Origin of the sequence: Rheinheimera sp. KL1 (genome assembly GCF_001275035.1) — a bacterium.
Lineage (GTDB): Bacteria > Pseudomonadota > Gammaproteobacteria > Enterobacterales > Alteromonadaceae > Pararheinheimera > Pararheinheimera tangshanensis.
This window is the reverse complement of the sequence record NZ_LAMX01000025.1, coordinates 39,203-63,181: the sequence shown is the minus strand read 5'-3', so window position 1 is coordinate 63,181 and position 23,979 is coordinate 39,203. Positions and strand designations below refer to the sequence as shown.

Below are 23,979 nucleotides of genomic sequence, written 5' to 3'. Positions count from 1 at the left end.
GGGATTTAGCTATGGCAACACACACTAGTACAACAGATAAACGAATAAGAAATCGACCTTACTTGTCCGCTCTAAAACAACAGAAGCTTGCTCTGGGCTGGCTACTGTTTGCATTGCCTCTTAGTATTTATGCGAACACTGAAGTGGCTGCAACCAGAGCAGTTGATGCACCTGAGCAACTTTATCCGCCACTCACAACAGACGTATTGCCAGAACTTGCAAGCACAGGTTCTTATGCGGTTGGGGTCAAAACTGTAACCATAGTTGACCCTGCCCGCTTTGACCCTGCCTCTCAAACTATGAAAGCACGACCTTTAACACTGGAAATCTGGTACCCAGCTGCCGAAGATACAACACAGCAGAAAACGTCTTACCTAAATCAAAGCCGCAGTGGCGCACGCTTTGAATTACAAGCTTCAGCTATGCGTGACGTTCCGGTCCGCAAAGGAGATAAAAAATACCCATTGGTGGTGCTCTCACATGGCTATACCGGCTATCGTACCATCATGTTTTATCTTGGCGAGCATCTGGCATCTCACGGTTATATAGTGGCGGCTATTGATCACACTGACTCCACTAACGCGGAAATTGACATGAAAACGGCTCCCTTTGCAGGTTTTCTCAGTACCTTGTTAAATCGCTCACGTGATCAACAGTTTGTATTAGAGCAGCTCAGGCACACTCCTGAGCTGACAGAATCTCAACTCGATGGCGCTAAAGCTGCTGTGATTGGCTATTCAATGGGCGGATTTGGTGCGTTAAACACCATTGGGGCCTGTTACGATTTTAATGCTCAAACCACAGCCGCTTTTACCGGATTAAAAGAACCATCACAAATTAGCGCCTTGCAAAAATTATTAAATAGCTGTGCTGGTGGCCACTATGAAAAAACACAGCCTGACTCGTCATGGCAAGCCGCTATTGCATTAGCGCCATGGGGCGGACAACATCAATTATTCTCGAGCACCTCACTCGCAGCGCTAAAAGTACCAGTCCTTTATGTGGCCGGAGATTTAGATGATATTTCAGGCTACGACGGCATAACGTCTCTTTACCAGAAAACAGGCAGTTCAAATAAGTACCTACTGACCTATCACAATGCCAGACACAATATAGCCCCACATCCGGCTCCCGCTAAAGCATCAGCCAACGAACTTGATATTGGCCACTATTACGAACCGGCCTGGTCAACAAGGACGCTGAACGAAATCAATAAACATTTTGCTTTGGCAATGTTTGATTGCCATCTTAAAAAGATCCAGGCACGTTGCGCCTACCTGGATTTACCAGCAAGCCCCGATCAGAGACCTGTTGATGGTAAAACTCCAGACACATGGCGAGGTTTTGATCCGCGTTATGCAACTGGAATGTCGTGGCAGCAAAAGACAGCAAAACCCTAATAACGACAGGGACTAGCCAAACGCCTTAGGTTCAAAGCAGCACCCACTACAGCTTTTACCTGTAGTGGGTTGGCAGTATGCTTTACTTACCCTGAGCTTCGCTCCTGAGGCCATCAGCTGTAATTACTACTTCGACCATTTTTATAAAATTCAGTTGCCAAAGCGGTACTTTCCCGTCAATCTAGCCATATTATAAGATATATATGAATTAACAAATGAAGAAGTCTTATCTGCTTGCCATTGATCAAGGCACAACAAGCTCCAGAGCGATCGCATTTACAACTGAAGGTAAAACCGCAGCTTGTGCTTCAGAAGAATTTACCCAGCACTACCCGGAAAATGGTTGGGTTGAACATAACCCAGACGATTTATGGAATTCTGTCCTCCGGACTTGCCGCAAAGTGATGGCAGATCTGAATATAACGGCTGATGATATCATCGCCATAGGCATTACTAATCAGCGCGAAACTACACTGGTCTGGGATAAAAAAACTGGTAAACCAGTCTACAACGCCATAGTCTGGCAAGATCGCCGCACTACAGCCTATTGTGAATCGATCTACAGTAGCGAAACAGAGGCATTAATCAACGCAAAAACAGGCCTGCTACTTGATCCCTATTTTTCAGCCAGCAAAATTCGCTGGATCCTGGACCACGTGCCTGATGCAAAACAGCGCGCAGCCGCAGGTGAACTGGCTTTTGGTACTGTGGATAGTTTTTTACTTTGGCAACTCACCAATGGCAAAGTACACCGCACAGATGCCACTAACGCATCACGTACTATGTTATTTGATATTCATCACCAGCAATGGGATGACGAATTACTGACACTGTTTGATATCCCAAAGTCTATGCTGCCGGAAGTCTTAGATTCTTCAGCTGATTTCGGTGTCACAGCCGCAGAATGGCTTGGTGGTGAAATTCCTGTTTATGGCATGGCTGGGGATCAACAAGCGGCCTTATTTGGTCACGCCTGTTTTGACCAGGGCATGGCCAAGAGTACTTATGGCACAGGCTGCTTTTTGATGCTAAATACCGGCGATACCGCGCTGAAATCCACGAATCGCCTGCTAACAACGGTTGCTTATCGCTTAAATGGCAAAGTCACTTATGCTATTGAAGGCAGTATTTTTATGGCTGGAGCGACCATGCAATGGATTGTTGAGGGTTTAAAACTACTTCGCCACGCAGGTGAAAGTGAAGCAATAGTAAAAGACGTTCCCCTGGACCATGGAGTCTTTTTAGTTCCATCTTTCACAGGTCTTGGTGCTCCCTATTGGGACCCGAATGCCAGAGGCGCAATTCTGGGATTAACCCGTGATTCAGGCATTAGCACCATAGTGGCAGCCGCACTGCAATCAGTAGGCTATCAAACTAAAGATTTGCAAAAAGCGATGGAACGGGATGGCTTAAGACCTAAAGTACTGCGTGTTGATGGCGGGATGGTGAAAAACAACTGGGTCCTCAGCTTTTTAGCAGATATTTTAGGCGCTATAGTCGAAAGACCACAAGTGATTGAAACAACAGCTCTTGGCGCCGTGTATTTAGCCGGTCTCCATGCCGGAGTCTTTCATTCAACCGCACAGCTCGCGACTCTGTGGCATTGCGAACGCCGCTTTGAACCCAGTCTTTGTGCTGAGCAACGCAACCACTTATATGCGAAGTGGCAGCATGCTGTCGCTCAGGTCCGACTTTAGCAAATCGCCTTGGTTAGCTCACTCAGTCCGCATAAAACCGAATGAGTCAGAGCTAACCTTTTCTAAGGTTTCGATGCATCTGCACCAGTTCTGTTTATCCATTGATCTTCTTCACCCACTTCAACTTCCAACCTAACAGCGTTTTTTTTATCTATTTGACTAAAAGGCGCTTGTCAGTCTATTGCTACCGCCATATCATGATATATATATTATTTGTATGATTTATTTTCACGGAATAAAAAATGGATGAACTAGCGAATTGTCATGATGTCCTGATTATTGGTGGAGGCGTTAACGGTACAGGTATTGCCGCGGATTGTGCAGGTCGTGGATTGAAGGTACTGTTGTGTGAGCAAAACGACTTAGCATCAGCGACCTCCTCTAACAGTAGCAAATTGATCCATGGCGGATTACGTTATTTAGAGCACTATGAATTCCGCTTAGTCAAAGAAGCATTAGCTGAACGAGAAGTGCTGCTAAAAAATGCGCCACATATCATGTGGCCTATGATATTTCGCCTCCCGCACCAGCCTCATCTGCGTCCGGCCTGGCTCATTCGTCTAGGTTTATTTCTCTATGATCATCTCGCTAAAAGAGTGACTTTGCCTGCGTCCAGGAGCATCCACTTTGGCACAGACAGCCCACTGCAAAAGCACATCAGCAAAGGTTTTGAATACTCTGATGGCTGGGTGGATGATTCGAGGCTTGTAGTGACGAATGCTCTGGCAGCCCGACAGCACGGAGCAACAATTTGCACCCGAACCAGGTGTATTGCTGCTCAAAGAAAAAGCGATCATTGGTTAGTGACTCTACAGCAACGGCAGCAAGCGCCTTATCAGGTCAAAACAAAAGCTATTGTCAACGCTGGAGGCCCTTGGGTCGCCAGACTATTTGATCAGGCGTTGGAAGAGAAATCGCCGCAGAATGTGCGTCTTGTAAAAGGAAGCCATATTGTTGTCCCTAAGCTGCATGACCAACCACAGGCATACATGCTACAAAATAAAGATCAACGTATTATCTTTGTGATCCCATTTGAAGATAATTTCACATTGATTGGTACCACGGATGTGGAGTATCAGGGCGAGCCTTCAAAAGTCAGCATAAGTCAGGAAGAAGTGCATTACTTGCTGCAGATCTGCAATAGTTACTTTAACAAACAACTGACTACAGCAGATATAGTAGGATCATTTTCCGGTGTAAGGCCTTTATTGGATGACGAATCCGATAGCGCTCAAACAGTTACCCGCGATTACAAACTAGAATTAAGTACTGATGAAGGTAAACTTCCCTTACTTTCTGTTTTTGGCGGAAAAATAACGACATACCGTAAACTTGCCGAAGCCGCGACTGATCAGTTAGTACAGTTTTTTACTGGAGCAAGACCAGCCTGGACCGCAAAAAAAGCTTTACCTGGCGGTGATTTTGACTCTAAAGAATCACTCATTAACACTCTGTTACAACAGTATCCCTATCTGCAAACTAGCATTATACGGCGCTATGTCCGCAGTTATGGCAGCCGCAGCTTTTTGTTGTTAAAAGAAGTGATGTCAGCAAAAGATCTGGGACAACATTTTGGTCATGGACTGTTTGAAGCCGAAGTCATTTATTTACTCAAAGAAGAATGGGCTGAAAATGCTGAAGATATCTTATGGCGCCGCAGCAAGCTGGGCTTGTACTTTACCGCAGAACAAACCGCCGAATTAGAATGCTTTATTCAGGAACGTCATCAGCCCATGCAGTCATTTCAGAACTGCAGTGCGATGTAGAAGCCAGGTTTTGCAAACCAGCCAAACGCCAGCGAATAGCATGACAAAAACGGCACCTGTGATGCCGGATCTGGATTGATGACGAGTTTCGTATTAAGTTCGGCCACCGTCCACACTGATGGTTTGGCCTGTAATTAAGGCACTTTGATCAGACGCCAGAAACAAGGCTAAATTGGCAATGTCTCGTGGCGTAATTAAACGTTTGATGGCAGAAGACTCCAACCATTTTTGCTGTTCTTCAGAGGTAAACCAGGTCGCAAGCTGACGCTCAGTAGCGACCCAGCCAGGTAAAATTGCATTCACACGAATACCGGCGTTGCCATAATCTTTCGCCAGCGCTTTGGTCATGCCAATAATGCCTGCCTTTGCAGTCACATAACCTGCCATCTGTTGCTGACCTACGAGTGCATTGATGGAACTGAAATTAATAATACAGCCATGCTGCTGTACTTTCATTAACTCAAAAGCGCTTTGTGAAGCAAAAAACGCCGGATCCAAATTCACTTGCATACATTGTTGCCAGTCCATCGATGTTACTTCTGCAGTAGGTTGGCGTTTATCGTTGGCAACATTATTTACCAGCACATCAAAAGCACCCAGATCTTTTGCGGCATCCTGAATGGCCTTTTGAAGCAAAGACGGTTGACGCACATCCACCTGTCGAAACCAAAGCTGACTGGAGGAAAGCTCTTGCTGTAAGGTTTCAGCTGCATCTAGATCAACGTCAATAAAAGCAACTTGAGCCTGTTGCGCAGCAAAAGCACGAACCATAGCAGCCCCGATTCCGCTTGCTCCGCCGGTAATGAACACCACTTTTTGGCTTAGACTTGGATACACTGTAGCTTCCTGCAACCTGATGAACTCCGATATTGTTTGATTTGATACTATTGTTTTCTTAAACGTTTTAAGGAGATTGGCGGTTGAGTCGTGAAAATAAAGCTATACGGGGTCGATAGTCAAGTTATAACCAAAGAAACCTGCTCAGGACAAAAAACTTATATCGCAACTGTATGTATTTTAATATGATATATTACATTAATAAAATTTAAGAAGTGGTTGGCTGATGAAGAGTTCTCAAACGCATAATCTGACACATAAACTTACCTATGATTTAGGTTTAGCCATAGTTCAGGGGGTTTATCCTGTTGGAACCGGTCTTCCTTCAGAAGCCGACCTCTGCATTAAATATGATGTCAGTCGAAGTTCCACGAGGGAAGCGGTCAAAATGCTTTCAGCCAAGGGCCTTATCTCGTCTAGGCCAAAACAAGGGATCCGGGTTTTACCTGAAAGCAGTTGGAATATGTTTGATACTGACGTATTAAAATGGATTTTAAGCAGCAAACCTTCACTTTCATTACTGAAAGAATTTACTCAGGTACGGATTGCGATGGAACCTCAGGTTGCGGCATTGGCCGCAGTCACTGCCACATATCAGCAGTTGGCTGATATCGAAAAAGCGCTGGCGCGGATGGTTGACGCAGACAAAGGTCTGGACGATCCGCTAGAAGCAGATATAGCCTTTCATACCGCTATGCTGGTCGCAAGCAATAACAGATTTTTCTTACAACTCTCTGAGTTTATTAGTACGGCGTTGCATGTCAGTATTCGTTACACTAACAGGATTAAGGGTGTGCCGGGCGCCGATGTGCAAAAGCATGCAGAAATCCTGGAAACTATAAAGTCCCGCAACCCGGACAAAGCAAAAAAAGCGGTCGAAGCCATTCTGGACGAAGTGTTGGAACTGATTGAATCTAAACTCTAGTCTGTACTACCGCAAAAAAGACGAGCTCTGACCTTCAGCAGAGCTCGTCACTACCACTCTCTTTATACTGCTACTAATTCAAACACCAATGAGCTTTGCGGATGAACTATTGGCAGTTGCATACCAAAACTCATTAACGCTTCTGCACTGAGTATTTCACCCTGAATAAGCCTTAGTATCGACGGAGAATACTCCTTCAACTGAGTTGGCCAGATTAAACTGATCCGGTACTGACGTTTTGCATCCAGACCAGTAAATCGATAACGGGCCGGCAATGTACGTGCAGTTTCCCGAACTACGTTATAAGTGAACAAAGCTTTGGTTTTGTCTGTATTCACCAAGCCAAAATTTATGCAGTCACCATCGCTGTCAAGCCGGTATAAATCGCTTTGGTGAATAAACTCCCTATGCTGTTTATGCAGTTGAATCGCGGCCTTAAGTGCCACTTTTTCCTCAGGCGTCAGCTCTCTGGGGTCCATCTCAATCCCCATATGGCCAAACATAGCGACAGCTGCGCGCATTTCTAAAGTCACACGACGGCCGGTAATATGGCAATCACGCGGCCCTACATGAGCACCCATCACATTGGATGGGAAGAAAAATGAGCAGCCCCGCTGGATCTGCAATCTGTCCAATGCATCGTTAGAGTCTGAGGTCCATACTCTGTCGGTATGTGCAAGTACGCCATAATCAATACGTGCCCCACCAGAAGAGCAGCTTTCAATTTCTAAACCAGGGTGCGCGGCTTTAATGCGGTCAATCAGCGCATATAAGGCTTTTGTCTGTTGATGCACTGCAGGCTTGCCCAGTGCATTGCCCGGATGATTCAGATCACGATTTATATCCCATTTGATATAACGGATCAGTGGGTAGTGACTTAAGATGGCGTCGATGGAAGTAAACAAATAGTCAGTCACTTCGGCACGGCTTAAATCCAGCACTAGTTGGTTACGGAATCTAAGTTGCGGGTTACCGCTGGTCTGTAATACCCAATCCGGGTGTGCACGATATAAATCACTATCCGGATTCACCATCTCCGGCTCAAACCAAATACCAAACTCCATGCCAAGCGAGTTCACATGATTAATCAGCGGTGATAGCCCTTGCGGGTAAACACTAGCATCCACAGTCCAGTCGCCTAAACCTGCAAAATCACCACGCCGGCCTTTAAACCATCCATCGTCTAACACAAAACGTTCTACCCCAAGAGCTGCAACCTCATCAGCGAGAGTTTTTAGTGTCTCAACATCATGCTGAAAGTAGATCCCCTCCCAGGTATTGTAATGCACTGGTCGTGGCTTGCTGCGCTGCGCTTTGCTCAACAGGCGGTGACGCACAAACGCATGGAAGTTGCGCGATAAGGCACTAAACCCCTGATCAGACCATGAGGCATACAACACAGGGCTTTGATAACTTTCGCCTTGCTGTAAAATCATTTCTCCGGGTAACAGCAGCTCTCCCATCTGAAGGTAGCTGCGCCCCTCAGCAAGCAGCTCTACTCGAGTGCGGTGATTACCAGACCAGGCTAAGTGAAAACCAAAACACTCCCCTTGCTGTTCAGAGGTATTTTTGCCATGGACTAAAACGCCCGGAAAGTTATCGTGTGAGGTTTTTCCTTTGCGATTTTCCCGCAAAAAACTCCCCAAAAACAAATCGATAGTGCGACGTTGAAATTCATTAGACCAACGGCCTTCAAAGCTGGTCAGTTGCGTTAAGTGATCAGGCAACATAAAGGTCGGAGCAGCACACCAATGCATCTGTACAGGTTCTGCAGCAAGGTTACGGACTGCAGTTGATGCCTTTACAACGTCGTATTGTTCATCTAAGGACAGCAGATGTGTTAGTTCAATATTCCTGAGTAAATCGACGCTGACTAACTCAACCTCATGCAACGATAACTGCCGCACTTCGGTCAGTTGTGGCCCAACTGACCAGGCCTGCTGCTCATTACTTAATTCAAGGCCAGGCGCTCCGGTAAATCCCTCTGCATTTAGGGGTGTCAATGAAATAGGAGCTTCAATCACAACAGAACACTTCGCTTCTTGCCTTGTGCTCAGCAGAGTCAGCATCTGTGCCGTCGTGGCTTCAGTTAACTTTTTGCCAAAATACAACAAAGCAGGCGTACGGTTTCGGCAGTCCAATAACAAGCTCAGCGACTGACTTTCCAGCCGGATATACGAGGGAATAGCACTCATAGGTAAATTCCTTTGGCAAAGCGAACAATCAAGCTGATGCAAATGTACAGAGCATTAGACAGTCAGCATAAATAATAATATTATATATCATACAATTAATAATATCCTGTATTCAAGTTGCTGATGAAGACAGGTAGCTATGAAACAGCATCGTGATTTCATTCAGTTTTTTCGCAAAGGTCATAGGGAGTTTTTTATGTTAGGTGTGTGTTATTATCCGGAACACTGGCCGGAATCACTCTGGGCTGAAGATGCCAGAGAAATGGTTGAACTTGGCCTTCGTTATGTGCGGATCGGTGAGTTTGCCTGGTCCAGATTAGAATCTGCACCAGGAGTGTTCCATTTTGAATGGCTTGATCGCGCTATCGATACTCTGGCGCAAGCTGGGTTAAGCGTCATCATGTGTACACCTACAGCAACCCCACCTAAATGGTTAATTGATCTTTATCCTGATATTTTGCCTGTTGACATTAAAACAGGCACAGTTCGCGGTTTCGGCTCTCGTCGCCACTATGATTTTTCCAGTGAAAACTACCGTCGCGAAGCCATGCGGATATCACAAGTAGTGGCAAAGCGTTATGGTACTCATCCTGCCATTTGTGGCTGGCAGACAGACAACGAAATTGCATGCCATGACACAGCCCATAGCGGTAGCCAGAATGCGAAAATTGCGTTTCAGCGCTGGTGTAAGCAGTTTTACGGCACCATAGATAAATTAAACCAGGCCTGGGGTAATGTATTCTGGTCGATGGAATATCAGACTTTTGAGCAAATTGAATTGCCTATTCTGGCAGTGACTGAAACCAGTCCCTCTCATCAACTGGCCTACCGACGTTTTAGCTCAGATCAGGTGGTCAAATTCCATGACGAAATGGTTGATGTAATACGGGCTCATGCTCCTGGACAATTTGTCACCCACAACTTTATTCCTATGCACGATACCCAAACCGACAATTTTGCATTAGCAAAAAAACTCGACTTTGTCAGTTACGATAACTATCCATTAGGACGAACCGATCTATTTTTTGGCGATGCGCCAGTCGCACAGTTTAAAAAATATATGCGCACTGGCCACCCGGATTTTTCCAGTTATGCCTTTGACCAAAGCCGCGGAATTAGCAATAGTAGTTTTTGGGTAATGGAGCAACAACCAGGACCAGTAAACTGGGCACGGCATAACCCAAGACCAGAGAAAGGAATGGTGCGTCTCTGGTCATGGCAGGCTTTTGCTCATGGTGCAGAAGCAGTCTGCTACTTCCGCTGGCGCCAGGTTCCATTTGCACAGGAACAAATGCATGCAGGGATCAAAAGAAATGATAATTCCAGAGCAGCAGCCTATGCCGAAATTGCACAGGTGCGTGATGAATTAAAACTCATTACAGATCTGGCAGAGCAGCCCGTTCAGGCCAAAGTGGCCATCGTAATGACCACTGAAAATCAATGGGTGACTGAAATTGAGCGCCAGGGTGACAGCTTCAATCAGCATAAAGTAGAATTCGGCTGGTACAGTGCTTTACGTCAATTGGGTCTGGCGGTAGATTTTATTTCTCCGGAACATGATCTCAGCCCGTACCAGTTAATTATTGCACCTTGTATGCCTATTGTGAGCCAGAGCTTTGTCGATCGCTGTAAAGCCTCTTCAGCTCTGCTGGTATTTGGCCCACGTAGTGGCGCTAAAACCTTAGAATTAACCTTAGTGCCGAACCTCGGACCAGGCTTGTTGCAACAATTGATTGGAGTGAAGGTATTAAGTACTGAAACTATCCGGCCAGATTGTTATGAAGAGTTAGAGCTGGCAACAAAGTCAGGCAACAGCTATCAGAGCACTCAATGGCGGGAAGAACTGGAGCTCAGTGCGAACACTCGTGTTATAGCAAGCTACCATGATAAAACGCCGGCTGTGGCCCGTGACGGTCGCACTCTGTACGTTGCAACGTTAAGCTGTAATAGCTTTTTAGTGGATTTGTTTGCAGATTTGGCGAATGAACTTCAGTTGCCAATATTGCGGCTTGATGAAAGCCTGCGATCAGTCCAGCGTGGTAACTTACATTTTATCTTTAACTACAGTGCCAAAGTCCAACAGGTTGTAGCGCCTCAACATGCTGATTTTCTGATCGGCAGTTCGACTATTCAGCCTTATGACCTGGCTGTACTGCGCCTTCGCTAACACCCATCGGGGCGTTTCGCGGCGCCCCGCTTTCTGCTACACAGTAGCCATAAAAAAGCCAGTGGCCGGATCAACTCCGGCGACTGGCTGCCTAATTAGTACCACTTAAGAACCGATTTTTTCTACCACAGGTTCCAATTTGCCAGACCAACGGGTCTGTTGACCAAAGACAACTTTATTCAGTATCAAGGCAAAGGCAACGCAGCTGAATAAGGTAATGGGCATCAGGTGAATGTAATGCCAGCTGGAGTAAAATGGCGAGAAACTAAAAGTTAAAGAACCATAAAGTAATACACCAAAAATAACAGCAGCAATTGCAGCGCGCGCATCCACATTGGTAAACAGGAGACCGACCACAAAAATGGACAGGATCGGCATACTGAGCAAGCCATTAAGTTGCTGCAGTAAGTTAATAATGCTATCGGCATGCTGATAAACAGGCACCAGCACTAAGGTCAGTACTGTTAAGCCAAGTGTGACATAACCACTTAATTTAAATACATTCGGCTTTTTCTCAAAATAGGCTTCGTGAATATCGCAGACATACAATGCAGTCGCTGAATTAAGTAAACTGTTGTACGTTGATAAAACCGCAGCGGCCATAGCAGCCGCAAACACGCCACTGAGCCATCCTGGCATCAAATCTCCGACTATACGGCCATAGGCTGTATCACCAATGTCACCGTAAAGTTTATAGGAGACAATACCGGGCACCACCACTATAGCTGGTACCACAATAATCCGGATCAGAGCAGCTGCAAAGACGCCTTTTTGCGCTTCCTTGACATTGGGTGCAGCCATAGCGCGTTGGGTGATGGTTTGATTTGTGCCCCAATAATACATCTGAATGAAAATCATACCCGTGAGCAGAGTTTGCCAGGGTAATGGAGAATTCTCGTCCCCTATCAAGGTCAATCGTTCAGCAGGAATACCAGAAAAATCAAAATCAATAGCGACTAAAGCCATAATGACGACTAACACCGCCATACCTAAGACTAAGACACCATTGTAAGTATCAGACACAGCCACAGCTCTCAAACCACCAAAAAAGGCGTAAAAAGCCCCCACCAGTGCAAATAGTGTCGCTAAATAGATTAGTGGAATATCGACTTTAAACATGGTTTGCATTAACAGCGCACCGGAGTAAATAACAGCCGGCATATAAATAAAGGCATTCCCCAGAAAAAACAAACCTCCAATCACAGCTCTGATATGTTTATTGTGGTAGCGCTTTTCCAGCAATTCAGTGGTCGTCGTGCATTGGTATTTGTAGTAAACAGGAATGAATACTTTTGCCAGGATAATAAGCCCAATAACAGCGGCAAGCTCCCACCATACTAACAACATCATTTGGTTGCCGTTCATTCCGACTAACTGGTCGGTACTTAAGTTCGTCAGCGTGATAGAGCCTGCAACAAAGATCCAACTCAAGCCACCACCGGCAAGGAAATATTCTTTATTCTGACTATTGTGGTCACGACGTTGCCCACGACATTTCAGATAAGTTAAGGCACCAATCAAAGCACTGACAAGGACAAACACTGTCAGCTGAATCATATTATCAGACATTCTGTACTCACATTTTTGTTATTGTTTCACGAGAAAATAGCGCGTCAATGTTGAGAGCGATTTAATTCCAGCCGCACACTTTTCAATAATCCTAACTGCTGATCCTGAGAATCTGTCCCTGAATAACGCTGATTATGCAACTGAATCAGCTTGTTTAATTGGGTAATAGAAAGCAGCATCGCATGCAAGATCAACAAATAGCCTTGCTGCTGTAGTTGGTACACTTGTTCAGCGGTCAATGTTTGTAATTTGTCTTCATCAACAGTGGCTAACCCTTTGATGATTTGACTGCGGCCATCTTGTTGTAGCAGGTGCAAATCAAGTTCTTTAATTAATCCGAGCTCTGTGATGGTTTTGATAAACTGATAACTCAGATATTCGTGTTGAAGACCGGTTTCCAGCATAGTGACTTGCTGACGCAGAAATACCGAGGCTTGGCCATCCACAGTGTAAAGAGCATGAGCATTTGCTTCTGTTGCAGGGCAAATAACATCTTTATCCATGGTAATGGCCAATTTAGTGGGCTTAGCCTGTGATAAGGACAATGGGTAGGTTTGCATAGACACAGGCTGATAACTGGCCAGCCATTGCTCTTTCTGAACGAATAAATTTTGCCCTGGTGTAAAACTGCATAACGCAGATATTAACCATTGCCCACTCGTTTGATGACGGCTAAAAAAGACCGGAAGGTCACCAATCAGTTTACTAATTTCTGTCACTTGTATATTTAACATATGCAAACGCACGGCGAAGCGCAGTGGCGCGTTTTTAATCACTGCAGTCTGCGCATGAGTCTGGGCCGTTAATTCAACAAACATTGACATGATTTTATCCTCTGTTACTGCTAAGCCAGCCTGTAATATAATCACGGTGCGACGGCAGCGTTTGTAACAACTGCGCGGTAAGCTGCTGATTTCTTCTAATAATTTGCTCGGCTTGGGATTGTTGTTGGTACAAATAAGACTGACGGCTAAAATCAGGCTTGAAGCCCATTCCGTAGAGCACGTACTGGTAACTTGCAGCAGGGAACAACTCTAAGGCGCCATGAAAATCTTGTATTTGCGGACCGCGGTGTTGCCAAATCTTCAAATCATCTTGCAAGGACTGCGGAATAGATTCAGGCTTTAAGTGATCCTGCCAATAGGGTTCTGGTCTTTTTGTTAATAGATAATGTAACTTTAAAAAATCCAGGATCCGCTGCCATCTATACAACATCTGTTGGTTAAACCTAGTGGCAACCAATGGCATGGTAGCAAGATCCGCAGGCAAATTATCAGCAACAAAACGAGCAGAAATCTCAACCAGCATAATAGCCGTTGCTTCGAGAGGTTCGACAAACCCTGCGGACATCCCAATAGCAACACAGTTATGTTGCCAAAACTTGCTTCTGTGACCTGTCTGATAACTAATTTTACGCGCGCTAATACCTTGAGCCGCAGGGCCAATATAGCGGCGTAAATTAAATTCAGCTTCATCGTCACTCAAATACTTGCCTGCATACACATGACCAACTCCACGACGATGCGTCAGACCTATATCCCAAATCCAACCGGCATTTTGTGCTGTTGCTATCGTATGGCAAGGTATGGCTGCATCTGGCGTGTCGTATGGGACTTGCATCGCCAAGGCACTGTCATTAAATAACAAATGTTCGACAGGTTCAAAAGGCACACCCAGAGCTTTACCAAGTAACAAGGAGGAGAAACCGGTGCAATCAATAAATAAATCTGCTTCAAGTGGAGCGGTACCATCCGTCAGATACAAAGCCTGAATTTGTCCATCCTGACTCAACTGACAGCGCTCCACAGTACCAATACGGTGCTGCACTCCCAGATTATTTTTACAATGTTCTTTGAGTAAATCAGCGAAAGCCCCGGCATCCAGATGGTAGGCATAGTTGCATTGGCCTTGATATTCACCTTCAGCAAAACCTCTTGGAGCAAGCCCTGCTTCGCAGATTTGATGCTGAAAATTGCTCTCTACAGCAAACTGGCTAATATCCTGAACATAAGGGGCTAAATCAATACGGCCATAGCCCATGGGAACTGTAAAAGGGTGATAATAAAAATCCTCATTACCGTGCACCCAATTAACAAATCGACCTCCTTGTTTGAACACCGCATGACATCGTTGAAATAAATCGGCTTCTTTTATGCCAATTTGTTGCAGGGTATTTTTCATTGTCGGCCACGTGCCCTCACCTACCCCAATAGTTGGGATATCGGAAGATTCAACCAACACGACCTGCAAGCCATCTTGAGTATTACTACGATGCTGAGCTGCAATAATGGCAGCGCTCAACCAACCAGCGGTTCCACCACCAACAATAACTAATTTTTTGACTGCTTTTGACATCAGATTTGGGCTCTTATTCTCACTACTGACAACCTAACATGCCAAATCAGAGCGCGAAAGCTTTCTGATTTGGCAATTTTAGCTTTAGATTTCAGCAGGAGACGCAGCGTAACTGCGCTCTTGCTGTTGTATCAGAATGAACCGCGAATGCCCACAGAGTAGCGTGAACCATTGTCTTCCACAGAGTAAATCTGGTTCTGGAAGCGTCCGGTTTGCACCAGCTCTTCTTCCGTAATATTGATCCCCTCAATAAAGATGGTCAAATAGTCGTTGTAATCATAACTGGCGCTAATATCCCACTGACCAAAGGTTTTGGTATTAATAGGTTCGCCATTAAAACCATTGTCCAGCGCGCGCAGGAAACCTTCCCTGTTATTAAACGCGATACGTGCCTGCCACACATCCTGCTCATAAAACAGTACCAGGTTTTGCGAATCACCCAATCCTTCCAAAGCAAAACTCTGCGAACTATCTGCGGTGACAGATAAATCACTGTCAACGACGGTCGCATTGGCGGAGGCGCCGAAGCCGTTATCAAAAATATGCGTCAACGCAACTTCATAACCTGTAATACGGGCCGACTCGCCATTTTGAGGACGGGTGACAGTATAGATTTCAGATGAACCATTTAACTCATCCGTAGTGCCGACTATATCAGAGCTGCACAATGCTGAGTTGGCAATACTACAACCAAAATCAGGACCTGTGCGGCCAGTCATGTTATAAGTTTCAGTGCCTGTCAGAGTGACGATAAAATCTTCAACTTCTTTATTAAACACGGCAAAGCTGAATAAGTTTGAATCGTTGTAATACCACTCGTAAGAAATATCCCAGTTTTCAGCCTGGAAAGGTTTTAACGCCGGGTTACCGCCGCTGGCAGTCAGGTTTTGTCTGCGCGGTTCGTTAAAGGTAGTCGCAGGCGACATCTGGTCCATAGTAGGACGGGTAATGGTATCGTAACTGGCAAAGCGCAGTACCATATCATCAGCAATGCCTAATTTGACATTCAGATTGGGTAACAGGTTTGAATAGCTGGTCCCTTGATTGATATCAGTGGCAGGGCCAAACACGTTAGCAAATAACGTTGCATCTGCAGTAGGAACTATGTCTGTAACGAAACTCTGAACGGCACTGACACTAACATCAGTTGACGCATAACGTGCTCCCAGGTTCACAGATAAAGGCATATCTCCCAGATCATATTGCAGAGTAAAGTCCATATATAAGCTGGTAACATCTTCATTTATGGTATAGCGGTTATTTTGCAATGTTGGCTCAATTGGGAAGCCTGAGTCAGCCAGATACTGAATCATCTTATCGCCATCATAGGTATAGAACGTATCAATCAAGCCCGGAAAGAAGTTGTTTGCTGTATAGGGTCTAAAGTCAATCTCATCCAGTGGCGCCGCAGTTCCGTAACCACAATACACACATTGAGAACCGAGGATCTGGAAGGCTGATTTTTCACGTTCCTGACGGTAAATACCAAAATTAGCTTTTTCAAAAACACCTTTTTCAGCAAGGTATTCAAAGTCCGCTTTAAACTCGTTGATCTCGTCTTTATTGGTAAATTGATTACCTTTTTCGTTGTAATGCATACGAGCGCGACTTTCGTCAGCCAGGCTACCGTTCTCGAAGCCACCGTGTGCTACCGTAGGTAAACCACCAGTTGCATCAAAAGTGTAGTCGTTAATCATGCCTACCACATTAAAACGGTCACGGCCGGCACGATCGTTTTCAGCACTAGTGGTCGATATGTCAAAACTAGCTTTTAATGCATCATTGATTTTCCAGTCAACATTTAAACCAAAGGCATCATTGGTAATATCGCGAGAGTTTCGGGTATGAGATACAAAGTCAGTTGCAGGATCGCCGCTGCCTTGATGTAACCCTATTTCCTGGGTGAAGCGCACAAGAGTACCAGTCGCAGGATCTATTTCAGCGCTGCCCACCCGATCAGGCTCAAACCATGACGCAAGATCGGTTACCTGTGAATCGACCTCAAATTTTGATATCAAACCATCAAGCGTTACCGTCACATCTTCAGAAGGAGCAAATTGCAATACCAGACTAGCATTTGTGCGGCTACGATCCTGCTCATCGATGATCTGATCCCAGTTTCGCGGAATGTAGGCATTGGTAAACAACACACCATCGTCTTTATTAGAGATCGTTTGACCACCACGCCAGCCAGCTGTAGCAATTTGATTGATCTGGACTTTCCGTTCTTGCTGACTTACGGCAAGCAATACGCCAAACATATCATCGTTAAAGGTATTGCTGACTAAAAAAGAGGCAGATGGAGATGTCTCTTCCGATAAACTTTCATACATCCCTTTAATGGAGCCTGCGATTCGAAGATCATCATAATCAAAAGGACGTGCTGTTGTTACGTTGATTGTGCCGCCTATACCACCTTCCTGCAATTTAGCAGTGGTACTTTTATAGACGTCAGCACCTGAGATTTGATCCGCAGCTAACACGTCAAAATTAAATTCGCGGCCTGCACTTTCAGTAGCTAGCTGACGTCCATTCACCAGTACAGTGTTAAATTGAGGTCCAAAACCCCGAATAGTGACAGCCTGGCCCTCGCCGCCACTTCGATCAATAGAAACACCAGTGATACGCTGCAGCGATTCTGCCACGTTCAAATCAGGAAACTTCCCCAGGTCTTCTGCTTTAATACCATCAGAAACGACTGTCGAAGATTTTTTATCTTCAAACGAAGCTTTTAAGCTACTGCGTATTCCCCTTACCGCTATGACTTCTATCTTTTCCTTTTCAGCTGCTGGCTGCTGTGATTGCTGTGATTGCTGTGCAATAGCCTGACCACTACACAAACCAGCAATGGCAACGCTTAGCGCAGTTTTTTTTCCAATAGTTAATATTTTGCTATTTTTCATCGTTTAACACCCTGTCTTGCCTTGTTTTAAGAATCATTTTATTTTATTAGCTTATTTATCTTATAAATACTTTAATAACGATTAAAACTCAACCTTTTTTACACCTTTTGCCGGCTAAAAATGTAAGAATCTGCTCTCTCGCTTTGTCAGGTCGATTTACCACCTTGAAATTTGCTGAATGCATAAACTATTTGATGTTGGTAAATTTGATCGTTGAGCAATAACGTCGAAGGGAAATTTTTTTGGTTAGGTGAATCAGGCCAATACTGAGCTTCCAGACATAGAGCCTGCCTCGGCCGGAAAGGCGCCGACAGAGCCTGACCTGCGTAAAATTGCAAACCCGGCATAGTGCTGCTCACAGTCAAACTGATATTACTTAAAGAAGAGCTTAAGGTCGCCATCTGCCGCAATTCATCCACCTGATTCTCAAAGATAAAACAATGATCAAATCCACCAGCTTGTATTAACTGAGGATCCGGTAGTGAGAGCTTATCGGCAATCAAGCTTGGTTGGCGAAAATCAAAAGCACTACCCGTAACTTCTCTTCTCTCACCAGTAGGGATCAAATCAGAAGTGACAGGCAAAAATTGTTCTGCGTGAATTTGTAACAGATGACGGCTAATATCCTGACTACCATCCAGGTTGAAATAGCAATGATTAGTTAAACTTACCAGAGTGCTACTCTGTGTCGTGGCACGAAAACTGATTTTTAGTTCGTGATCTGTCAGCCTGATGGTTTGCCACACGGATAAATCTCCGGGAAAGCCATTGTCACCATCCGGACTGTGCAATAACAACTCAACCTCATCAACCTGATGGTGCAGAACTTGCCAGCATTTGTGACTAAACCCATGCCCACCATGCAAACAGTGCTGGTCACCCGCAGTATCAAGTGCGACCAATCTGCCGTCCAAATATAGTCTGCCCTTGGCAATCCGGTTTGCATAGCGACCAATAGTCGCACCTAAATATCCATGATTCTGTTGATAATCAGCATAGTCAGCATGACGTAATGTAAGTTCCTGTCCTTCAAACTGGATAGAACTGATAGTTGCACCAAAAGGTAGTACCTCAATCCGTAATCCAGAATTACTTTGCAGCACCAAAGGGATAAATGCAGAAGCTGTGATAAATGAGGTCATGATCAAATTGGATAAAATGACTAATAACCAAACATATCCTATTTATCGTATAAATAAAACAAAAAATGAGCTGGAAATTAACGCTTCATTTCAGGACACACCTGAATGTACTGCTTTGCACTTGTGAAGAACGCTCTGCGGCTTTGCCACTCTGAGGAACCGAAGTGGCGAATCTAAAAAGCAGCTCAATACCGTAAAAATGAGATCGAGGCGTGACGGGAGGACCATACTTTAAGTTAGAGCAACCGACTGAACTGCTGTCGTCAGACCGCCGAATCAAAGGCATAAAAAAACCAGCTCAAGGCTGGTTGATTGGTTTACTAGGTCAGAAACCCAGCAAAATGGCGGAGCGGACGGGACTCGAACCCGCGACCCCCGGCGTGACAGGCCGTGACCACTTTCAATAGTGTCCATAACCTCAAAAGATGAAAGTGGTAACTAACTGTTTTTAAATGATGTCAGTACCCCAATGAGCCGGACATCAACCAAGATCTATTAACGCGGTGACCATGGACACAGGTGTCCAAAAAGCAGGCCGAGGGTCGGCGGTTGAAGTTGTTTGGTCTGGTTATGGTCTGAAATTTCAGACCATAATTTTAACACTTTGCAGAAAGTGAGGAGGGAACTTGAACAACTCTCTCATTGCGGTCTGAATATTCAGACTCAGCTCCACTTTCCCGATAACAATTCGGCGGTCAGAACAAAAACTATCTCTCACAGCCGCAGAACTTTATTTTCACTTCAGATAAAGAAAAGGTCTGTATTGATTAATTTTCGTCGATGTCGAATTCAAGCAGGTCTGACTATTCAGACCTTAATTTCTACACTTTTCGCCAATTTTTTCTGCCTATGACCATGCTTGACCAAGCTCAAAATGATACTGCCAGAACGAGCCTATTTTTTAAATGGTGGAAAAACTGTATTGCCGGAAGGTCTGAAAAGTAGGACCAACATTTTAAGCCCCCCAAAAGCATATCCTCTAAGAGGAATGCAGGCTGACTGTAGGTTAATCTACCTCTGCTTTCTTGCAAAAACGTATTACCGGACAGTCTGAAAATTAAGACTTTGCAGTGTTTCAAAGGCAGATAACCTGAGCATACATACTCTGTATTTTGAAATTCAGACACAGCTGTATTCAATTCCAAACATAACAAAAACTGGATGAGCAAAGACGATGTACATTAGCTAATCAACATACCCCTTTAGGATTGCCATAGGTATATCACTAACTGTGCCTCAGTAAACTATCGTAGCCATAAACACTGATAATATCTGGATTTCACCGCAAGAAATTGTTGATTACACAAAATCAAGCGCCAATTATTTCAACAAAAATAGCAGGTTGGTTCTCGAGTATATTTAGATAGTAGTTAGAAGGATTAAAAAAATGAGCTCATCCCGTATAAAGGATGAGCTCTCCGCTGTATTAAAAACTTAGCTTAAAAACCGACTTAGCAATCAAACCGGTCAGCATTCATGACCTTAGACCAAGCTTTTACAAAATCTTTCACAAACTTCTCTTTGTTATCGTCCTGAGCATAGACTTCAGCGTAGGAGCGCAGAATTGAGTTAGAACCAAACACCAGATCAACACGGGTTGCCGTCCATTTTACCTCGCCACTGCTGCGCTCAACGATGTTATAGCTGTTACGGCCTGTTGGCTGCCAGCTATAGTTCATGTCGGTCAGATTGACAAAAAAATCATTGGTTAGAGCACCTGGTCTGTCAGTAAAGACACCGTGTTTACTGCCTCCATAGTTGGTATCCAGTACACGCATACCACCAATCAGTGCTGTCATTTCCGGCGCGGTTAAACCCAATAATTGAGTTTTATCCAACATCATTTCTTCAGGCTGGACCACATAGTCTTTCTTAAGATAGTTACGGTAAGCGTCATGTAGTGGCTCTAGTACTTCAAACGACTCAACATCTGTTTGCTCCTGAGTCGCATCGCCTCGTCCGGGTAAAAACGGCACTGTGATGGTGACACCAGCAGCTTTTGCTGCCTGCTCAATAGCCGCAGAGCCACCGAGGACAATCAAATCAGCCAGACTAACTTTTTTGCTCAAGCCTGCCTGAATATCCTCTAAGGTTGACATTACTCTTTGTAAACGTGCCGGTTCATTGGCTTCCCAATCTTTTTGCGGCGCTAAGCGAATACGCGCGCCGTTGGCGCCACCACGGTAATCAGAACCACGGAAAGTACGGGCGCTATCCCAGGCGGTCGATACCAGTTCACTTACAGATAAGCCACTTGCCAGGATCTTCGATTTAAGATCAACAATTTCTGCATCTGTAAGTCTATAGTCAACAGCTGGGACCGGATCTTGCCAAATTAAATCTTCTTGCGGGACATCAGTACCTAAGTAACGACTTTTAGGGCCTAAATCACGATGGGTTAACTTAAACCAAGCACGAGCAAACACATCTTCAAAGTACGCCTGATCGTTATAAAAACGCTCTGAGATCTTACGGTACTCAGGATCCATTTTCATCGCCATGTCGGCATCGGTCATGATCGGATTGTAGCGGATGGACGGATCTTCTACGTCAACCGGTTTATCCTCTTCTTTAATATTAATAGGCTCCCACTGCCAGGCACCGGCTGGGCTCTTTTTCAGTTCCCAGTCATAGTTTAATAGCAGATAAAAGTAGCCGTTATCCCATTGAGTGGGATTCGTAGTCCAGGCACCTTCAATACCGCTGGTAACGGTATCACGGCCTATACCACGGGTTTTGTGATTATTCCAGCCCAAACCTTGCTCTTCGATGCCTGCCGCTTCAGGTTCTGGACCTAAATTCTCTGCACGACCATTACCATGACATTTACCTACAGTATGCCCACCCGCAGTCAGAGCAACAGTTTCCTCATCATTCATCGCCATACGGGCAAAAGTTACCCGGACATCATGTGCTGTTTTCAGAGGATCTGGCTTGCCATCAACGCCTTCCGGGTTCACATAAATCAATCCCATCATGACAGCAGCCAGCGGATTGTCTAAGTCTCGCTCACCAGAGTAGCGACTGCCTGCGCTGTCCGATTTGGCTAACCACTCTTTTTCACTGCCCCAGTAGGTGTCTTTTTCGGGATGCCATATATCCTGACGACCGCCCGCAAATCCGAAGGTTTTAAAGCCCATCGACTCATACGCCATATTACCGGCCAGAATAATTAAATCGGCCCAGGATAATTTGTTGCCGTATTTTTTCTTAATAGGCCAGAGTAAGCGACGGGCTTTATCCAGGTTGGCATTATCCGGCCAGCTGTTAATGGGCGCAAAACGTTGATTGCCTGTGCCACCACCGCCACGACCATCAGCTATACGGTAACTGCCTGCACTGTGCCAGGCCATGCGGATCATCAAACCACCATAATGCCCCCAATCGGCAGGCCACCAGCTCTGACTCTGTGTCATTAAGCTCTTTAAATCATGTTTGACCGCTTCTAAATCAAGTTTTTTAAATTCTTCGGCGTAATTAAAATCATCCCCCAGAGGGTTAGTCTTGGTGTCATGCTGATGCAGGATGTCTAAGTTCAACGCGTTGGGCCACCAATCCATCACAGATTTAGCAGCAGAAGTATTACCACCATGCACTACAGGGCATTTTCCGGCCGAACTATTCGTCGTATTGTCCATTGAAATCGTCCTTTTGTGTTGAAGAAAAAATGAAACTGATGTTTAAGATAGTAAAGTCTTATGAATAAACAACTCTCGTCTGTCAGAGAACAGGCTAAATTTGAGGCGTATCAAACTAATTATCTGCTGAGAAAAACTGTCATTAGCCTGCACCTAATGACAGTGAAAACTTTGAGCTGGCCTGCGCATCGTCGGCCAATTTGGATATGAATTAACGTTCGACTGGGTAACCTGCATCCAGCCAGGCTTGGAATCCGCCTGCCACAGAAAGGACTTGAGTGAAACCCATGTTTTTAAGCGCATCAGCAGCCAAGGCGGAGCGCGCACCCGAGCGACACATCAGATAAATTGGCTTAGCAGCCAACTGCTCAAGCGCAGTCATTGTATCGCAATTGGAACCAACACTCGGATGTTGGTGAATACGCATCTCCAGCACACCCCGAGGATAATTTACCGAGCGGTCGACATACCCCTGAATAAATTCATCAGGCTCACGCACATCAATGAGTATGGCATGATGATCCTGCAGGGCTGAGGCTAACTCCTGAACAGAAACTTCAACGATTCTGGCCTTAGCTTCATTCACTATTTGTTGCGAACTCTTCATACATCACCTCTTTCACTAATTTAAAACGGATTGAGTAAGAACCACAGTAGCCATAATAATCAGGAAGATTGAAAAGGCTTTTTGCAGTTTTTCTTTCGGTAATTTATGTCCTATCCAGACGCCAAAAAAACTACCAGCGACACCGCCAACCACCATAATTCCGATGACAGTCCAGTCGAAGGATAAGTTCTGTTCAGTCAAGACTTCGTAGTACTTAGCAAAACCCACCACAGATTTCAGTGCGATAATCAGTAAACTGGTGCCTATCGCCATGATCATAGGCACGCCACCAAGCAGGACTAGCGCAGGGACTATCAAAAAACCACCGCCTACACCGACAAAACCTGTGATGACCCCAACGACCAAGCCATCCAAAGCGACCTTTAAAAAGTTCACTTTGGTTGTGACTTCAGCATTTTTATTGCTGCGCCACATCATTACTGCTGCAACAACCATTAACAGAACGAACACAGACAACTGAATAACGCTGTCGACCAGAGTGCCCAGCCAGGCCCCACCATAAGTTCCGACCATGCCAGGAATACCAAATAGCAGCACATGAGGCCAGGACACTCTTTTATGCCAAATATTAGGAATACTGCCAAACAAGCTGATACCTGCAACGATGAGTAAAGAGGATGCAATCGCCAGATTCGCGGGCATATCAACTAAATACATCAGTACCGGAACCGTCAGGATGGAGCCACCTGAGCCGAAGATGCCAAGGCTTAATCCTATTAAAATTGCACCCAATATTGCGTGGACCATAATTTTTTCT

The 23,979-nt window shown here is 45.1% G+C and carries 15 protein-coding genes; 5 read left to right on the top strand and 10 right to left on the bottom strand.

All coding sequences use genetic code 11. The annotated features are described in order from the left end of the window. The first annotated feature begins 11 nt into the window (after window positions 1-11). The 3 genes from WH43_RS13890 (at window position 12) to glpD (ending at window position 4,863) form a co-directional block, all read left to right on the top strand. Window positions 12-1,400 (top strand): alpha/beta hydrolase family protein, encoded by a 1,389-nt coding sequence (locus WH43_RS13890; protein WP_082335799.1) that lies wholly within the window; start codon window positions 12-14, stop codon window positions 1,398-1,400. Between the two features lie 215 nt (window positions 1,401-1,615). After that, window positions 1,616-3,097 carry a glycerol kinase GlpK gene (glpK, locus tag WH43_RS13885; protein ID WP_053425203.1) on the top strand — a complete coding sequence of 494 codons (1,482 nt, stop codon included), beginning with the start codon at window positions 1,616-1,618 and terminating at the stop codon, window positions 3,095-3,097. 242 nt (window positions 3,098-3,339) lie between these two features. Next, window positions 3,340-4,863 (top strand): glycerol-3-phosphate dehydrogenase, encoded by a 1,524-nt coding sequence (gene glpD / locus WH43_RS13880; protein WP_053425202.1) that lies wholly within the window; start codon window positions 3,340-3,342, stop codon window positions 4,861-4,863. Window positions 4,864-4,956: 93 nt separating this feature from the next. Here the strand turns inward: glpD and WH43_RS13875 are convergent, their stop codons facing one another. Further along, window positions 4,957-5,700 carry an SDR family NAD(P)-dependent oxidoreductase gene (locus tag WH43_RS13875; protein WP_221411403.1) on the bottom strand — a complete coding sequence of 248 codons (744 nt, stop codon included), beginning with the start codon at window positions 5,698-5,700 and terminating at the stop codon, window positions 4,957-4,959. 226 nt (window positions 5,701-5,926) lie between these two features. On the opposite strand from WH43_RS13875, the gene WH43_RS13870 reads away from it, so the two are divergent. After that, a complete protein-coding gene (locus tag WH43_RS13870; RefSeq protein ID WP_053425200.1) occupies window positions 5,927-6,625 on the top strand; it encodes a FadR/GntR family transcriptional regulator in 699 nt (232 codons plus the stop codon). Between the two features lie 62 nt (window positions 6,626-6,687). Here WH43_RS13870 and WH43_RS13865 read toward each other — a convergent pair whose 3' ends face one another. Continuing rightward, on the bottom strand, window positions 6,688-8,820 hold the full coding sequence (locus WH43_RS13865) for an alpha-galactosidase (protein WP_053425199.1): 2,133 nt from the start codon (window positions 8,818-8,820) through the stop codon (window positions 6,688-6,690). A gap of 196 nt (window positions 8,821-9,016) precedes the next feature. Here WH43_RS13865 and WH43_RS13860 point away from each other — a divergent pair, with 196 nt between their 5' ends. Continuing rightward, entirely contained in the window at window positions 9,017-10,987 is a 1,971-nt protein-coding gene (locus WH43_RS13860) for a beta-galactosidase (protein WP_053425256.1), read from the top strand. Between the two features lie 105 nt (window positions 10,988-11,092). On the opposite strand, the gene WH43_RS13855 is transcribed toward WH43_RS13860, so the two are convergent. From WH43_RS13855 to WH43_RS13815, 8 genes are all read right to left on the bottom strand, one after another. Then, window positions 11,093-12,556: a sodium:solute symporter family transporter gene (locus WH43_RS13855; protein ID WP_053425198.1), complete on the bottom strand. Its 1,464-nt coding sequence runs from the start codon at window positions 12,554-12,556 to the stop codon at window positions 11,093-11,095. A gap of 44 nt (window positions 12,557-12,600) precedes the next feature. Continuing rightward, on the bottom strand, window positions 12,601-13,380 hold the full coding sequence (locus WH43_RS13850; RefSeq protein WP_152342863.1) for a SapC family protein: 780 nt from the start codon (window positions 13,378-13,380) through the stop codon (window positions 12,601-12,603). Window positions 13,381-13,384: 4 nt separating this feature from the next. Next, window positions 13,385-14,911 carry a tryptophan halogenase family protein gene (locus tag WH43_RS13845; RefSeq protein ID WP_053425197.1) on the bottom strand — a complete coding sequence of 509 codons (1,527 nt, stop codon included), beginning with the start codon at window positions 14,909-14,911 and terminating at the stop codon, window positions 13,385-13,387. A gap of 131 nt (window positions 14,912-15,042) precedes the next feature. After that, a complete protein-coding gene (locus tag WH43_RS13840; RefSeq protein WP_053425196.1) occupies window positions 15,043-17,814 on the bottom strand; it encodes a TonB-dependent receptor in 2,772 nt (923 codons plus the stop codon). Window positions 17,815-17,960: 146 nt separating this feature from the next. Next, window positions 17,961-18,956, bottom strand: a complete 996-nt coding sequence (locus tag WH43_RS13835; RefSeq protein ID WP_053425195.1) for an aldose epimerase family protein — start codon at window positions 18,954-18,956, stop codon at window positions 17,961-17,963. 1,451 nt (window positions 18,957-20,407) lie between these two features. After that, complete coding sequence (katG, locus tag WH43_RS13825; protein ID WP_053425193.1) at window positions 20,408-22,594, bottom strand: catalase/peroxidase HPI; 2,187 nt, start codon at window positions 22,592-22,594, stop codon at window positions 20,408-20,410. Between the two features lie 211 nt (window positions 22,595-22,805). Beyond that, the gene (locus WH43_RS13820) at window positions 22,806-23,201 is read right to left on the bottom strand and encodes a rhodanese-like domain-containing protein (RefSeq protein WP_053425192.1); all 396 of its coding nucleotides are present in this window, start codon (window positions 23,199-23,201) and stop codon (window positions 22,806-22,808) included. A gap of 15 nt (window positions 23,202-23,216) precedes the next feature. Continuing rightward, entirely contained in the window at window positions 23,217-23,969 is a 753-nt protein-coding gene (locus WH43_RS13815) for a sulfite exporter TauE/SafE family protein (RefSeq protein WP_053425191.1), read from the bottom strand. Window positions 23,970-23,979 lie beyond the last annotated feature (10 nt).